The following is a 17,123-nucleotide window of genomic DNA, read 5'->3' as shown; positions in this document are numbered from 1 at the left end:
TTCCTTATTCAAACAGTGCTTCGATGTCGTTAATCAACTCGCTGGCGGTGATGGCATCGAGCACGGAGAACAGTGCTTCCTGTGCAGAATTTCTTCCCCAGCCATAACTCTCTGCTTTTCCATCCCATAACCATAATTTGCTTAAGAGTTGCTCAGAGCTGAGTTCGACTGGCGACATGCCTACAGCAAAACCTTCATCGATTTCCATGATTAACGACCAGCGGCCCAGAGGTTTGATCATCCAGCCGATCCAGCCTGCATCCTGCGGTTCGCCACGCAACCAGCCTTTATTTGCCAGCCCCATCACCCGACCGCTCGGGCATTTTCTGCCTGTCCAGCGGGTCAGTTCGCTGGCATTGCGTTCGGCTTCTGTCAGGGTGTAACTGTTACGATCAAGCTGGCGGAATGGCGGTAACAATTCGTAGTCGGCAAAAAGCTGACCAAAAGCGGCGACATCCGTCGGTGATATTTCCAGAACGTGAGGGATACCAATCGCTATATCACCTTCTGGGAGAGTGAAGAGATCATCGTCAGCGGTGCTGTAGCTGTTATCTTCCGCCACGCGGAAACAGGCCTGCAACTGGTTGTCGGTGTTATACGCGCCCCAAATCAGGCGACGGGTTAGGTGGCGAACCAGCGGATGCTCAACCAGGAAGAGTTGAAAGTTTTCCGCTGCCCAGCGGCGGCGCAGGCACATGGCTGATTCCAGCCTTGCTACCTGTTGAGCGGCGACGGTACGGGCATCTTTTTTCAGCAGTTTAAAGCGGTTAACGGCATCGGCAGCCAGCGTTTTATCATCGCTTTTGTTCGGTTTGGGCAGGTCTTTCAGGCGGCTGCCAGACGCATCGCGCACAAACGGTTTTAGGGTTTCATCAAAGCTGACGGTGAACTGACGCGAGCCGAAATCCAGCAGCAGGGAGCCGTTATCATCCAGCCCCAAATCCGGGGCTAACCGGTCTTCAAGTTCTGCTACTGTCAGTTCGCGGCTTTCGGCAATGCTGGCAATTTTTTCTTTTGCCCGCTCCTGCAATGCTTTGAATTTCAGCTTCTGGGCGATACCGTTAAGTTGCATCAGGGCAATGTCACTGCCGATAGCGGCGAGAATATCCAGCCCGACGGTGGCGCGTTTATGCTGGGATTCGCCAGGCCAGACGCGAATAAGCGGCGTTAGTTTGCGGGCGGTGTTATCGTTACCGAGAACACCTAACGCACTGAATGCCCAACTCTCTTTCGACGGCGCGCCAGCAGTCTGCCAGGCGATAAACAGATCCCAGGCAAATTCAGCCAGTGAGTCTGGGGTACAGGCATCTTTCACCTGTAATAATCCCGGATACAGTGCTTCTTCCTGAGGGAAGCGAAGCATTTCACCGAGGTGGAGGAGGGCGTTATCTGGTAATATCTTGCTACTATTTTTTAGTACCGGGCGTGTCCATAACGAAGGTTGATAAAATAGCGGTAAAGAGGGAATTTTCGCCGGGTATTTAGCCAAAGGACTGTTGTCGTCATTTTTATTTCGAACCACCCACGGCGGCGAGACTAACACCGTTGGCAGAATTTCTGAGTTTGCGAAATCTTCATCGCGACTATTCAGCAATTGTTGGCATTGATGTACTAATTTCGCAGCTTGTGACGATAGCCATTGGCCTAATTTTTCGGCCAATAAAGGATTTGCATTAAGTAGTGAAACCAGCAAAGTATGTTTACGTTGATCGTCATTTTTTATTAATGCTTCGGCTAATGCCGCTATTGTGGCAGAAGGAAAACTTTCGGCACTTTTTATCAGTCGGTCATAACAACGTTTATTATAATCTGCGGCGTCTATGAGTCCCGTAACAGCCAGCGGATGATTGATACATTTCAGTACGTCACCGCAATTATCTTCTCCAGCATAGGGAAGCAGGCGAGTAAGAGCCTTGATGCCTTGTTCTCGCAGTACAGTGGCAGACCAACTTCTTCCAAATACATTAGTATCCTGATATGGCTCTAATATTTCCAGTATTTGTGGATCTGTCGCTACAAGTTTTAACATTTCCAGTTGTGGAATGTTCATCACTTGATGCAACTGGCGTGCGATATCATGGGCCACTTCGGGTATTTCAGGTATTAAAATGGCAATTAACGGCTGGCGATAGAGTGATATATGCGGCAACGCAACGAGTAATTTGGCAATGCAATTTTGCCAGACTTCCTCTTCAGCCAGCGATAAATGTTTACGCAGACGTAAACTAAAGTTGTCTCTATTCCTTCTATAGTTATCCTGGCTGTAATCTGAATTATTAATAAAGAAGGTCAAATGTTCCTTTTTATAATCAAAATCGAAATCAATTTGCCACCAGTAGATGACAGTTTCAGTTGCGTATTCAATACCGAAGGTGCTTACAATTTCATCCAACAACTCGGATGAGGTTTCATCATTCCAGCTTTGACAAAAACAAATTTCCAGTAAGGTAAGTACAGCCATAGTACGTGCAGACATCTCAGGCTTTCGTGCATTAATTAAGCTGATTGCCTGACTGATGGCATTACTCCATTCATCGGAGCATGAGCTGTAATCGAAAGTCAGATTCTTATAATAGCTGTAGGTTCGATTTGCCAGCCGAGAAATTAAATTTTGTTTCTCAAGTTTGGTTGGTTTTTTTACCGGATCTCCCGGCCAAAGGCGGTGGCTGAGAGCATAGCGAGCAATATTCGGGGGAAGAATAATGGGATCGTTGTCTGCCAGCCAGGGTAAACCATTAGTTGCTACCTGGTGATTTATTGAGGCTTTTTCCTCTATGATTATGACTTTCTTTGCTGAGGCGTCATGTGAGTGAGCGTTGGAGTCTACTTGCTCCACATACCCCTTCTTCACCTTCTCCGCAATCAGCTTCAGCTCCGCTTTTTCCGCCACCGCAGCATCCGCAAAACTTTTTACCTGGCTTTGCCCGTTGGTCCCAACTTTGCCCCAACTGATATGCAACTCGTTGTCTTGCTGCTCAACCGCCCAGAATTTATGTGATTTTTCGTCCTGATAAATATAGGTTTTCATTGCTAAATCCTTTTAATCAAACAGTGATTCAATATCGTTAATCAGCTCGCTGGCGGTGATGTCGTCGAGCACGGAGAAGGGATAAACCGATTTGCGCGGCATCAGTTTGTACAACTGAATGTGCTCAATTTTTTGGCTGTCGCTGATTACGGTGACGGGCAATCCAACACTGAAGCCGGGTGTCACACTCAGTTCGACGGAGCCATCATCCACAGCTTTATAAAATGAGTAATAGCCGCCAGCATCCAGAACATCGCCCCGTTGCCAGCCTTTATTCATCAGCCCGGCGACGCGCCCACTCGCTGCCTGGCGACCAGCCCAGCGCTGCAAATCGTTGCTGTTTTTTTCTGTCTCAGAGAGTTGATACCAGGGGCGATCGAGTTGACGGAACGGTGGCAATAGTTCGTAGTCAGAGAACAGTTGGGCAAATTCAGCAGATTGCTGGGCCGGGATTTCCAGTACATGCGGGATACCGATATTGCCCTGCGGAAGGAGTAAAGGGTTATCCTGTCCGTCGCTAAAACTGCCATCCTCCGCCACGCGGAAACAGGTGACAAGTTGATTATCTGCATCGTATACGCCCCACATCAGACGTTGGGTGATATGACGTACCAGGGGATGCGCAACCAGAAACAGGTGGAACTGTTCTGCAGTCCAGTGACGGCGCTGACACATAGCCACTTCCAGCCGCGAAATCTGTTGTGCAGCTACCGTGCGGACATCTTTTTTCAGCAGTTTGTAGCGATTTACCGCCTCATCAGCCAGTGTTTCGTCATCGCTTTTGTTCGGTTTGGGCAGGTCTTTCAGGCGACTGCCGGAAGCATCGCGCACAAAAGGTTTTAAGGATTCATCAAAGCTGACGGAGAACTGGCGAGGGCCGAAATCCAGCCGCAGCGAGCCGTTATCATCCAGACCGAGATCGGGCGCTAACCGGTCTTCCATCTCTACGACGGTGAGTTCGCGGCTTTCGGCAATCTGGGCGATTTTAACTCTAGCCTGATCCTGCAAGGCTTTAAATTTTAGCTTTTGCGCAATGCCGTTAAGCTGCATCAGCGCGATGTCACTGCCAATTGCAGCAAGGATATCCAGCCCGACAGTGGCGCGTTTATGCTGAGATTCGCCAGGCCAGGCGCGGATGAGCGGGGTGAGTTTGCGGGCGGTGTCATCGTTGCCCAGAATCCCCAGCGCGGTAAATGCCCAGTTATCCTTAGCGGAGCCACTGGCAGATTCCCAACTGAGGAAGAGATCCCAGGCGAAATCGGCAAGAGACTGCGGGGTACAGGCCTCGATTACCTGTGTTATCCCTGGGTAAAGGGTGGCTTCGCGGGGGAAAGAGAGCATGGTGCAAAGATGTTGAATTGCCTGAACTGGAAGGATTCTACCATTGCTTTTTAATACTGGTTTGCGCCACTGGTCTGGCTGACACCACGCTGGCAATGGATTAATTTTATTTGGGATATTATTCAACGGATCGATGCTCAGAAGTTGTCTAACGGCAGCCATGACTTCTGCTTGTTGATACTTCTGCGCTATATCAAGAATGGTGTCACTGTAACCATTATCTATTAAAAAACGTAACGATAATTGGGCATTATCCTTTGATTTGCCCACTTTGCCCAATGCTGATGGAAGTAATCCAGCAATAGCATGCTGCGGGAATGATAATAGCCAATTACTGGCTAACGATTTGAATGTTTTCAATTGGGTGAATGCGTAACTTATTATGACCGCTAGCTCTACAGCACCAATATTTGCTATCAATGGCAAGATTTCTTTTGCTCCAACATAACTTGAGCAACGCAGCAATGCGGGAATAGTAGAAATACCAAATTGATTAATTACATCTTCTGCACCCGTATGATAAAGGAAATAATCCCCTATAATGACATTCCAGATTTTAATAGCTTTATCTTCTGGTAGATGGATAAGTGCTGACAAATCAATTAGATTATATCTGCACTTTTTGATGACATCGCTATAATTACCTTTGTTCCAGCCGTTCACAATTTCTTCTGGAAAATGTTTTTCAATATTATTTCTATGTGTATATCTAAGACCCAAGTGCTCGAGAATCTCTGCTGTCGAAAGTGTACAGGTGGTTTTTAATGCTGAAGACGTATTAACAACAGGACTCAATTGCAAAATGTCTAATTTCAACACAGGTAGAGAAACATCTTCTTTAATAAACCATGGTGGTGAAACGAATATGTTTGGTATCTCATTTGGTTCTGCTATTTCTGATTTTGTGAACAGTTGTGGGAAATGGCTATAAATGAATTGCTTCTGTGTTTCACTACACCATTCAAGAAAGTTATGTACAGCTTGCACATGGGTTAAAATGAGCTGATTTAACTGTTTTAAAAAGGAAGTGTTTTTACCTTTCATACATAACTGTGTTAATGCCGAAAGTGTGGCTTCAGGATGATTCTCTGAATATAACAGAGGATCATCATCATAATATGAGCGTTTTTCCTGTGAGAGCAACGCGAGTATATGGTTTGTGTGCGGTTGCCAGTCAGGTACAGCGGGATCAATTTCCAGATTTAGCCCCCATTTATGTAAACATCCAGTCAGTACTTCTTGTGCTGTGGGCGTCAGATGTGGAAATGTCCGGCGAACAACTGACATATCGCTTAAAGCAATACCTTGAATAAGTGTCTCATAAAGGGGATGCGAATCCTGGCATACGATAGCACATAATGCAGCCAGCATAGCCTCCGGAAATTTCTGGATTAAGGATTCTAATTGATGTACCCGGTCAGTCTTGCGGATTACCAGTTCAAGACTATATGGATGATTAATCTGCAGCAAAGCATCAAGGACACGGTAATGATCAGCCCAGGCAGACAGACGAGATAATCCACTTATACCTTGCTCCTGTAATAATGTGGCTATACAACTTTCACCAAAACTATAGCTTTCGAAAAGTTTCCAATGATTAAATTTTTCCAGTAATGAAATAGCTTGTTGATCGGTGACGAATATATTAAGCCATTCGAGCTCCGGAAAATCCAGATGAGATAAACTGAGTGCTATTTGATTTGTGATTTCAGGCCTTTCAAGCAATAACAATGCAATGACAGGCTGGCGGCGAGGTGCGATACCTGGTAGTGCTTCAATGAGTTTGTTTATGCAGCATAACCATATTTTTTCCTCAGCATGAGAAAGGTGTTTCCGTAATTGGAATTCCAGTGGGCCTATACCATACTCAAAACGTTGCTGAGTAATTAAATGCGAAAAATGAAATATAAGATCTTCATCAATACCACGATCTTCGATATCAATTTGAATTTGCATTAAAGCAAGAATAATATCTACTACGTATTCCAGACCTTTGTGTTGAACAATATAGTCTAACAATATTTCCTGTTTTAGGCTGATATGAAAGACCGGGCATGCGATAATCAGGAAAACATCTGAAAGCAATGAACCTTCTTCAATGCCTTGTTCTGCACGTATAATCGCCTCGTTTAAAGCATTTTTCCATTCAGAATTACAGGCATTCACATCAAAATAACCAAGAATAGTTCTAAATTCGATCGGGCATGTATTTTGTTGCCAGATGAATTCCAGGAATGAATCAGGGACGGAAACAATACTAATTTTCTCGCCAGGAAATTTTCTTGAACTAAAAGCCTTTGAACGATATGGTTCATCTAAAATAATAGGAGAATTTTCTTGTAACCATGGCAAAGAATCCGCTGATGTTTTGACCGGTGAAAAAATAATTTCTGAATATAATTCAGAAGAAACGCTATCATTCTGTAGAATCTCACTGGTTATTTGCAACTCAGTGGAAGCAGCTTGCTCCACATACCCCTTCTTCACTTTCTCCGCAATCAGCTTCAGTTCCGCTTTTTCCGCCGCCGCCGCGTCCGCAAAACTTTTTACCTGGCTTTGCCCGTTGGTGCCGACCTTACCCCAACTGATATGCAACTCGTTGCCTTGCTGCTCAACCGCCCAGAATTTATGTGATTTTTCGTCCTGATAAATATAGGTTTTCATTGCAAAGTCCTTTTAATCAAACAGTGATTCAATATCGTTAATCAGTTCGCTGGCGGTGATGGCATCAAGCGCGGAGAACGTGAGCGAGGGCTGTGTACTGTAGCGTTCCCCTGGTGAAGTCATTTTTACGCTTTCAACAGGTAGCAGGTCGCCATATCCCGTTTCGCCGTAAATCAATGAAAAAGGTTCTGTTTCAAGTTCGAGATCGCCATAAGGAGTAGATTTGCGCATCGCATAAACACTGCCGCTTTCTTCCAGACGTTGCCAGCCTCGGCGCTCCAGTCCGACAATGCGACCGGCCTGGCAAAGACGTCCTTGCCAGCGCGTCAGTTCGTGGGCGCTACGTTCATTATCAGCAAGACGATAACTACCACGATCGAGCTGTTGGAAGGGGGGAAGTAGTTCGTAATCAGCGTAAATTTGCCTGAATGCAGCGGCGGATTCAGCGGGAATTTCCAGCACATGCGGAATACCGATGTTTCCTGCTGGCAGCGTGAATAGCTCATCTTGTGCATCGCTGTAGGTGCTGTCTTCTGCCACGCGGAAACAGGCTATAAGGGTGTTTTCATCGTTATATACTCCCCATAATAGCCGTCGGGTTAAGTGACACATCAGCGGATGTTCCACCAGAAAGAGACGGAACTGCTCTGCCGTCCAGCGTCTGCACTGGCACATGGCTTGTTCCAGACGGGTAATTTGCTGGCTGGCGATAGCACGAACATCTTTTTTCAACTGTTTGAAGAGGATAACTGCGTCAGTTGACAGTGTTTTATCATCACTCTGGTTGGGTTTAGGTAAATCTTTCAGAACTTTGTCGTTTTCGTCGCGCACGACGGGTTTTAAGGTTTCATCAAAACCAACGGTGAATTGGCGTGAGCCGAAACCCAGTGTCAGCGAGCCGTTGATATCAAGCCCTAAATCCGGTGCCAGGCGGTCTTCCAGTTCGGCCATTGTCAGTCCGCGATTTTCAGCGACCATGTTGATTTTGTCGCTGGCATGTTCTTGTAATGCAACGAATTTAATCTTTTGCGCAATACCATTAAGCAACATCAGCGCAATATCGCTACCGATATTGGCTAGCACATCCAAACCATAAACAGCTCTTTTATGCTGGGATTCACCCGGCCAGGCGCGGATGAGCGGGGTTAGTTTACGCGCGGTGTCGTCATTGCCTAAAATCCCCAGCGAGGTAAATGCCCAATTTTCTTTTGCGGGTGCGCCAGCTTCCGTCCATGCGGTATACAGATCCCAGCCAAAGTCAGCCAGTGATTCGCGGGTGAAGGTTTCTTTGATGATCGCCAGCCCAGCGTAGGGGGTAATGTCGCGAGGAAAGCTCAACATTGTGCCGAGGTGGCGCATAGCGTCATCTGGCAGAGGCAGGTTGTTACTTTTAAGCCGTGGTCTGCGCCATAAGCTGAACTGATAAAAGCCGGGCAGTGGGGCGATTTTAGCGGGATATTCTTCCAGCGGGTCGCTATCAAATAATGTTGCCAGCGCAGCTAAAACATCAGGTTGATTATACCATTGGGCGATTTCCTCAATCGTTTCTCGCTGGTTTAATTTCACCAGCAGGCGGAGTGCCTGGCGGGCACAATCACGATCTTTTCCTTGTTTGCCCAGTGCCACAGGAAGTAGCCCGGCGGTTGCATGGCGTGGGAAGTTAACCAGCCATTTTCGGGCATCTTCAGCAGACATTTTTTTCTGTAATCGCTGCGCCATCGGTAATGCTAATTCGCTGACGCCCAGGAAAAGGGTGAATATCCACAACTGTTGTGGCTTACGTTGCAGACATTTCATAAACGCAGGAATGGCCGCGTCACCAAAAATCGCCAGAATTTCTCTCTCGCCGGAGAATTGCTCTTCATTAATTATTTGATTGAGAAAATAAATAGCATGCTGAGTGGGTAGGAAGCAGAGCGCGTACAACTGCCAGTGTCTGCTTCCTTTGTTATGGTATTGCGCAAACTCTGCTTTCAGCGCGGGGAAATCGAAACGTAACAGGGCATCAACTGCGCTTTGTGGCATTATTTTTTTTTCGTATTGTTCTTCTCCGGTTCTGCGCCATTCCTTAAACCCCAGTCGCCAAAGGATTTGCTGTTCTGGCGTTAAAGGGATGAAAGACGTTTCCCAGCTTTCCTTTTCAATTAGTGGCAGATCGGTAAATAATGTTTGCTGTGATGCCTGAAATTTCGCGATTTCACTGAATCTGGATATGTCAGTATGACTGATTAACTCTGTAATTCCTGGTGTGATATCAGTGACGGCAGGAACTGGAAGCACCGGTAAATCAAATACGGGTATTGCATTCTTTTTCTTATTTATTACCCACGGTGGAGCGGTAAACAGCTCCGGCAACATATCCGCAGTGGCATATTCACATTCATCAGTCACAGGTTGCGGACGACATTCAGATAATATGCCTGCCGCTTTAGCATTAACCCAGGGAATAACGTCACATACCAACTCTGGCGTGGCGGTAATCAGTTTGACAAGTGCGTTACGCCACTGTGCATCTTCATGTATTGCCAGTAAAGTTGCATAAGCGGCAATAGCCGCAGCGGGATGTTTTTGGCAGGCTTTGCTTAAGTATTCCAGGTGCTTTTTCTTGCCAATTACACCAAGGATCAGAATTTGAATCGCATCCGGGTGATTCGTTTTCCATAACCATTTGACAAGATCTTCAGTCTCGCTGATGCGCTCGAAGAGATAAGTGGGATTGTCAGAATGGTCTTCCGTTAACTCAAGAAGTATCCGGCTTACACCGCATATCCCATGATTTGCCAGCAACATTGCCAGGTAAGCGCGAAAATCACGATACAACGGTGGGAAGTCGTATTTTTCCGCTGTGCTCAGAGCTGCATTATCGGTTACCACCAGTCTTAACCAGGTCATTGCCGGAACGTTTTGATCTACATAACGTAGCGCCATAGCATTGGCGATATCCGGTCGTTCAGGGATCAGTAGCGCCGCAAAAGGTTGCCGTGCCGGGGAGAGCGAGGGAATGGCGGCAAGTACTTTATCTACACAGCGTTGCCACTCATCTTCTGAAGCGAGTGAAAGATAATGGCATAGACGCTGATGCCAGTCTGGTCGAGATTCAATTTCGAGATCAGGAGCAATATCTGTTGTCACATTTACTTCATACTCTCTTGATAATTCATTAGATATTGCAATTAGTTGCAAAGACAGGATGGCGATCTCAACAGTAGTTTCCAGACCACGGTGAACGACTAAGTCATCAACAAGTTCATCTGCAAAATAAGAGTGCCAGAAGCGCCAGAGCAATGCGGCATCGGATTGCAAGCTCCCTGAGTTTTGGTTTTGCTGGATTCGCATTTGTAACTCAGCAAATGCCTGCTGCCAGTTTTCAGGATAAGAAGTGTACCGTTTATAGGGAAGATACATATTGGTGTTATCTGCGATGCGCTTCCATATTTCACCATCTTTATACAGGTAACCGATTTCTCTCGGCCTGCGGCGATGAGGAAAAGCAAATCGATTAATATCGTCAGTTACCGGAATCGTCGCATCATCAGCAAGCCAGGGGCATTTATTCTTATTTACAGGAGGAGTTTCAACTTCAGGAGTGACTCTGGCTTTGGTGGCTGCCGGGAGATTCACATTTGCCGAAGCGTCTTCCACATAGCCTTTTTTCGTTTTCTCCGCAATCAGCTTCAGCTCCGCTTTTTCCGCTGCTGCAGCGTCCGCAAAGTTTTTTACCTGGCTTTGTCCGTTGGTGCCAACTTTGCCCCAACTGATATGCAGCACGTTGCCATGCGGCTCCACCATCCAGAATTTATGTGATTTTTCGTCCTGATAGATAAACTGTCTCATTCTGCATCCCTGTATTTTTATCCAGTCGAATACAGATGCTAACAGTATTTATGCAGGTTAGAGAGAGACGAAATCGCAAGAAAACAACTTTAGGAATTTATAAAGAAAAGGCGCTGTCGATGCAGCGCCTTGAAGGGGAATTATTTCACCTGATGACCCGGTTTAGCACCGGCATCCGGGCTTAACAGGAAGATATCTTTCCCGCCAGGACCGGCAGCCATCACCATGCCTTCGGAGATACCGAAGCGCATCTTACGCGGCGCCAGGTTAGCCACCATAATGGTGTGACGACCAATCAACGCTTGTGGGTCTGGATAAGCAGAACGAATGCCGGAGAAGACATTGCGTTTTTCACCGCCGAGATCCAGCGTCAGGCGCAGCAGCTTGTCAGAACCTTCAACAAACTCTGCGTTTTCGATCAGCGCCACGCGCAGGTCAACTTTGGCGAAGTCATCAAAGGTGATGGTTTCCTGAATCGGATCGTCTGCCAGCGGGCCAGTAACTGGCGCGGCGGTGGCTTTCACTTCTTCTTTGGATGCTTCCACCAGTGCTTCAACCTGCTTCATGTCGATGCGGTTATACAGTGCTTTGAACGGATTCACTTTATGCGCCAGCAGCGGTTGCTGGATACTATCCCAGGTCAGTTCCGTATTCAGGAATGCTTCTGCACGCTCGGTCAGTTTTGGCAGAACCGGCTTCAGATACGTCATCAGCACACGGAACAGGTTAATACCCATCGAGCAAATCGCCTGCAGGTCAGCATCGCGGCCTTCCTGTTTCGCCACCACCCACGGAGCCTGCTCGTCAACATAGCGGTTAGCCAGGTCAGCCAGCGCCATGATTTCGCGCACTGCTTTACCAAATTCGCGGCTTTCCCACGCTTCGCCAATCACTTCAGCGGCATCGGTAAAGGTTTTGTACAGCTCAGGGTCAGCCAGCTCGCTTGCCAGCACACCGTCAAAACGCTTGTTAATGAAGCCCGCGTTACGGGAGGCCAGGTTAACCACTTTGTTAACGATATCGGCATTCACACGCTGAACAAAATCTTCCAGGTTCAGGTCGATATCATCGATGCGTGAAGAGAGCTTCGCGGTGTAGTAGTAGCGCAGGCTGTCAGCGTCAAAGTGATTCAGCCAGGTGCTGGCTTTAATGAACGTGCCGCGAGATTTGGACATCTTCGCGCCGTTCACCGTCACATAGCCGTGAACAAACAGGTTGGTCGGCTTGCGGAAGTTGCTGCCTTCCAGCATGGCTGGCCAGAACAGGCTGTGGAAGTAAACGATATCTTTACCGATGAAGTGGTACAGCTCGGCGGTGGAATCTTTCTTCCAGTATTCATCGAAGCTGGTGGTATCGCCGCGCTTGTCGCACAGATTCTTGAAGGAACCCATGTAGCCAATCGGCGCATCCAGCCAGACATAGAAGTATTTACCCGGCGCGTTCGGAATTTCAAAACCGAAGTAAGGCGCGTCGCGGGAGATATCCCACTGTTGCAGACCGGATTCAAACCACTCCTGCATTTTGTTTGCCACCTGTTCCTGCAACGCGCCGCTGCGGGTCCATGCCTGCAACATTTCGCTGAAAGAGGGCAGATCAAAGAAGAAGTGTTCGGAATCACGCATTACCGGCGTAGCGCCAGAAACCACCGATTTCGGTTCAATCAGTTCAGTCGGGCTGTAAGTCGCACCGCATACTTCACAGTTATCGCCGTATTGATCTGGCGCTTTACATTTCGGGCAGGTGCCTTTCACAAAACGATCCGGCAGGAACATGCCTTTTTCCGGGTCGTACAACTGAGAGATAGTGCGGTTTTTAATAAAACCGTTCTCTTTCAGGCGAGTGTAAATAAGCTCCGACAACTGGCGGTTCTCTTCGCTGTGCGTTGAGTGATAGTTGTCATAGCTGATATTAAAGCCTGCGAAATCAGTCTGATGCTCCTGACTCATTTCGCCAATCATCTGCTCCGGGGAGATACCGAGTTGCTGAGCTTTCAGCATGATCGGCGTACCGTGCGCATCGTCGGCACAGATGAAGTTGACTTCGTGGCCGCGCATTCGCTGGTAACGGACCCAGACATCAGCCTGGATGTGCTCCAGCATATGGCCGAGGTGGATTGAGCCGTTAGCGTACGGCAGTGCGCACGTCACCAGAATTTTCTTCGCGACTTGAGTCATAGTAGGCATTACTTCTTAGTAGTGAAAAGGGGTTAGATAGTACCAAATGGGAAAATGTTAAGTAAGTACTTATCTATTTTCTTCAGGTAAACTATTTAGCTGATGGTTTATCTATATAAATAAGGAGTCGGGATGAACGAACAATCCCAGGCCAAATCACCAGAAGCCTTGCGCGCAATGGTCGCCGGGACACTGGCTAATTTTCAGCACCCAACCCTGAAGCATAACCTCACCACGCTGAAAGCATTGCATCATGTCGCCTGGATGGACGACACGCTGCATGTGGAACTGGTTATGCCGTTCGTCTGGCATAGCGCGTTCGAAGAGTTAAAAGAGCAATGTAGCGCCGAATTGCTGCGTATCACCGGGGCAAAAGCTATCGACTGGAAACTGTCGTATAGCATTGCCACGCTGAAACGCGTTAAAAATCAGCCGGGAATTAACGGCGTGAAGAACATTATCGCGGTCAGTTCCGGCAAAGGCGGCGTGGGTAAATCCTCCACGGCGGTAAACCTGGCGCTGGCGCTGGCGGCGGAAGGAGCGAAAGTCGGCATTCTGGATGCCGACATTTATGGCCCGTCGATCCCAACCATGCTGGGGGCAGAAAATCAGCGTCCGACCTCGCCGGACGGCACTCACATGGCGCCGATTATGTCTCATGGTCTGGCAACCAACTCGATTGGTTATCTGGTCACTGACGACAACGCGATGGTGTGGCGCGGCCCGATGGCCAGCAAGGCGCTGATGCAAATGTTGCAAGAAACCTTATGGCCCGATCTGGACTATCTGGTGCTTGATATGCCGCCAGGCACCGGTGATATTCAATTGACACTGGCGCAGAATATTCCAGTGACCGGTGCTGTAGTGGTCACTACGCCGCAAGACATCGCATTGATTGATGCGAAAAAAGGCATTGTAATGTTCGAGAAAGTCGAAGTGCCGGTACTGGGCATTGTCGAGAACATGAGCGTGCATATCTGTAGTAATTGTGGTCACCACGAGCCGATTTTTGGCACCGGTGGTGCAGAGAAACTGGCTGAGAAATATCACACGCAGTTGCTGGGTCAGATGCCGTTGCACATTAGCCTGCGTGAAGACCTCGACAAAGGCACACCGACCGTTATCAGCCGTCCGGAGAGCGAATTTACCGCTATCTATCGTCAACTGGCTGACCGCGTTGCTGCCCAGCTCTACTGGCAGGGAGAAGTTATTCCTGGCGAGATCTCCTTCCGCGCAGTCTAACGCGTATTAACCTTTCTGGGTACACTTCATACACCGCAGCAATGTTACATTGATGCGGTGTATTTATTTTTGCAGCTATAATGAACAGCTTTTTTAATGCTGCGAATATTCTGCGGATCTTCGTCCGAAACTGAACAAAGTAGATTGATCGTGCAGGCAATGCCCATTTACCATCCTTCGTGGCTGTGTAGTGGATGTACAGCTATAGTTTGTTATGCACTCAATCTATCCAGGCATAACCTTTACTACAGGGATAACGTTCAATGAATAAGTATTGGCTGTCAGGAATTATTTTTCTCGCCTATGGATTGGCGTCTCCCGCGTTTTCATCAGATACCGCCACATTAACTATCAATGGCAGGATCAGCCCCCCGACATGCAGTATGGATATTGTTAATAGCCAGCCCCAACAGCATTGCGGTCAGGTATTGCAAAGCGTTGATTCCCGCCATCGGATTTCTTCACCGGTAAAAGGCGTCACGACAGAGCTGGTTGCTGCGGGTAATGGGAACAAACGGCAAATCGTTTTAAATCGCTACGATTAAATCTGGCAATATCGGGGTTAAAGAGTTTAGAAAGCTGAAATCATTCATGTGAATGATTTCAGCTTTTTTATTGATATTAAAAATGACAGCTACAGTAATTCGTATTAATTAATAGATTTGATAAATATTTAATACCATTAGCTATTTGTTGCGTTTATATTGCAATAGTTAATTTGCTTTAAATCAATAAAACAATATGTTTACATTGCGGTAACTTTTGAAGCGTGAGAAATTTGTTCCCAGGAGATACAGACTCTTAACAACCAAAAATAAATTCTATTAAGGAACATGTTATGAAACGTTCAATTATTGCTGCCGCTGTCTTTTCTTCTTTTTTCATGAGTGCTGAGGTATTTGCTGCTGATGTTGATACCGGGACTTTAACCATTAAAGGGAATATTGCAGAGTCCCCATGTAAATTCGAGGCAGGTGGTGATTCAGTAAGTATTAATATGCCGACTGTACCAACTACTGTCTTTGATGGTAAATCTAAATATTCTACCTATGATGATGCGGTCGGTGTAACCAGTAGCATGTTAAAAATTAGCTGTCCGAAAGAGGTTGCTGGTGTAAAACTTTCGTTGATTACCAACGATAAAATAACCGGCAACGATAAAGCTATAGCCAGTAGTAACGATACCGTGGGCTACTATCTCTATTTAGGTGATAACAGCGATGTCCTGGATGTTTCTGCACCTTTTAATATTGAAAATTATAAAACAGCGGATGGTCAATATGCGATCCCGTTTAAAGCGAAATATCTGAAACTGACAGAAAACTCAGTGCAATCAGGTGATGTAGTATCTTCTTTAGTTATGCGTGTAGCCCAGGATTAATAATTAAATAAATTTTCAAGTTTCTCCAGGTAATAGACATGGCCGCTATCCCCATGGCGGCCTTTTAATTTAAAGAGGAATTAAGATGAAAGGATTATTACCCTTGCTCATCTCTTCGATGGTTTTTCCTGCACATGCCGGAGTTGTTATCTACGGGACACGTATTATTTACCCGGCAGAAAAAAAAGAAGTGATGGTACAGTTGATGAATCAGGGTGATCGCTCTTCGCTGCTTCAGGCGTGGATTGATGATGGTGATACTTCACTCCCACCAGAAAAAATCCAGGTTCCTTTTATGTTAACGCCACCAGTGGCAAAAATAGGGGCAAATTCCGGGCAGCAAGTAAAAATTAAAATCATGCCGAATAAACTGCCCACTAATAAAGAGAGTATTTTTTATCTGAATATTCTGGATATTCCACCAAATAGTCCAGAACAAGAAGGCAAGAATGCACTGAAGTTTGCGATGCAAAACAGAATTAAATTGTTTTATCGACCGGCGGGTATCCCACCGGTAAACAAAGCAATATTTAAAAAATTGCTGGTGAATCGCAGTGGTAATCATTTGGTGATAAAAAATGACTCAGCGAATTGGGTAACGATTTCTGATGTAAAAGCCAATAATGTCAAAGTTAATTATGAAACTATCATGATTGCACCATTAGAAAGTCAGAGTGTTAACGTAAAAAATAATAATGCAAATAGCTGGCATCTGACCATTATTGATGATCGTGGCAACTATATTAGTGACAAAATTTAATTGCAGGAGCTGCCTATGTTGAGAATGACCCCACTTGCATCAGCAATCGTTGCGTTATTGCTCGGCATTGAAGCTTATGCGGCTGAAGAAACCTTTGATACCCATTTTATGATGGGGGGAATGAAAGACCAACAGGTTGCTCATATTCGTCTGGATGATAATCAACCTTTGCCTGGCCAATATGAAATCGATATTTATGTTAATAAACAATGGCGCGGTAAATATGAAATTAGCGTTAAAGATAATCCGCAAGAAACGTGTTTATCGAGGGATATTATCAAACGGTTAGGTATTAATACCGATAACTTTGCCAGCGACAAGCAATGTTTAACATTAGAGCAACTTGTTCAGGGGGGGAGTTATGCCTGGGATATCGGCGTTTTTCGTCTCGATTTCAGTGTTCCGCAAGCCTGGGTGGAAGAGCTGGAAAGTGGCTATGTTCCACCGGAAAACTGGGAACGGGGAATTAATGCGGTTTACACCTCTTATTATGTGAGTCAGTATTACAGCGACTATAAAGCGTCGGGAAATAGCAAAAGTACCTATGTACGTTTTAACAGCGGGTTAAATTTTCTGGGGTGGCAACTGCATTCTGATGCCAGTTTTAGCAAAACAGATAACAATACAGCAACTGTCTTGAATGATAAAATTAAAGAGATACCGAATGGTATGACATATCCCATTCTTCGTTCTTCCTGA

General features: G+C 46.4%; 7 protein-coding genes and 3 pseudogenes. 5 read left to right on the top strand and 5 right to left on the bottom strand.

The genetic code is table 11. The annotated features are described in order from the left end of the window. Window positions 1–4: 4 nt before the first annotated feature. The 5 genes and pseudogenes from BEA93_RS26355 to metG all read right to left on the bottom strand — a co-directional run. Window positions 5–1,492, bottom strand: a pseudogene (locus BEA93_RS26355) (DUF4132 domain-containing protein); the annotation flags it as partial. Window positions 1,493–2,820: 1,328 nt separating this feature from the next. After that, a pseudogene (locus BEA93_RS26350) lies at window positions 2,821–3,028 on the bottom strand (WGR domain-containing protein); the annotation flags it as partial. 12 nt (window positions 3,029–3,040) lie between these two features. Beyond that, on the bottom strand, window positions 3,041–7,033 hold the full coding sequence (locus BEA93_RS14010; RefSeq protein ID WP_105224999.1) for a DUF4132 domain-containing protein: 3,993 nt from the start codon (window positions 7,031–7,033) through the stop codon (window positions 3,041–3,043). Window positions 7,034–7,045: 12 nt separating this feature from the next. Beyond that, window positions 7,046–10,867, bottom strand: a complete 3,822-nt coding sequence (locus tag BEA93_RS14005; protein ID WP_105225000.1) for a WGR and DUF4132 domain-containing protein — start codon at window positions 10,865–10,867, stop codon at window positions 7,046–7,048. 140 nt (window positions 10,868–11,007) lie between these two features. Then, a complete protein-coding gene (gene metG, locus BEA93_RS14000; RefSeq protein ID WP_016248950.1) occupies window positions 11,008–13,041 on the bottom strand; it encodes a methionine--tRNA ligase in 2,034 nt (677 codons plus the stop codon). 132 nt (window positions 13,042–13,173) lie between these two features. Between metG and apbC the strand changes: the two genes are divergently transcribed. From apbC to BEA93_RS13975, 5 genes and pseudogenes are all read left to right on the top strand, one after another. Continuing rightward, window positions 13,174–14,283, top strand: a complete 1,110-nt coding sequence (apbC, locus tag BEA93_RS13995) for an iron-sulfur cluster carrier protein ApbC (RefSeq protein WP_105225001.1) — start codon at window positions 13,174–13,176, stop codon at window positions 14,281–14,283. A 263-nt stretch (window positions 14,284–14,546) separates the two neighbouring features. Continuing rightward, window positions 14,547–14,828 carry a DUF2574 family protein gene (locus tag BEA93_RS13990; RefSeq protein WP_001516679.1) on the top strand — a complete coding sequence of 94 codons (282 nt, stop codon included), beginning with the start codon at window positions 14,547–14,549 and terminating at the stop codon, window positions 14,826–14,828. 293 nt (window positions 14,829–15,121) lie between these two features. Beyond that, window positions 15,122–15,664 carry a fimbrial protein gene (locus BEA93_RS13985; RefSeq protein ID WP_016248949.1) on the top strand — a complete coding sequence of 181 codons (543 nt, stop codon included), beginning with the start codon at window positions 15,122–15,124 and terminating at the stop codon, window positions 15,662–15,664. Window positions 15,665–15,749: 85 nt separating this feature from the next. Next, entirely contained in the window at window positions 15,750–16,424 is a 675-nt protein-coding gene (locus BEA93_RS13980; RefSeq protein WP_105225002.1) for a fimbria/pilus periplasmic chaperone, read from the top strand. A 15-nt stretch (window positions 16,425–16,439) separates the two neighbouring features. Beyond that, window positions 16,440–17,048: pseudogene (locus BEA93_RS13975) on the top strand (FimD/PapC N-terminal domain-containing protein); the annotation flags it as partial. Window positions 17,049–17,123 lie beyond the last annotated feature (75 nt).

This window comes from Escherichia sp. MOD1-EC5950 (assembly GCF_002965345.1).
Lineage (GTDB): Bacteria > Pseudomonadota > Gammaproteobacteria > Enterobacterales > Enterobacteriaceae > Escherichia > Escherichia marmotae.
Note: the sequence above shows the minus strand (reverse complement) of the source record. Positions and strands in the feature narration are given on the sequence as shown.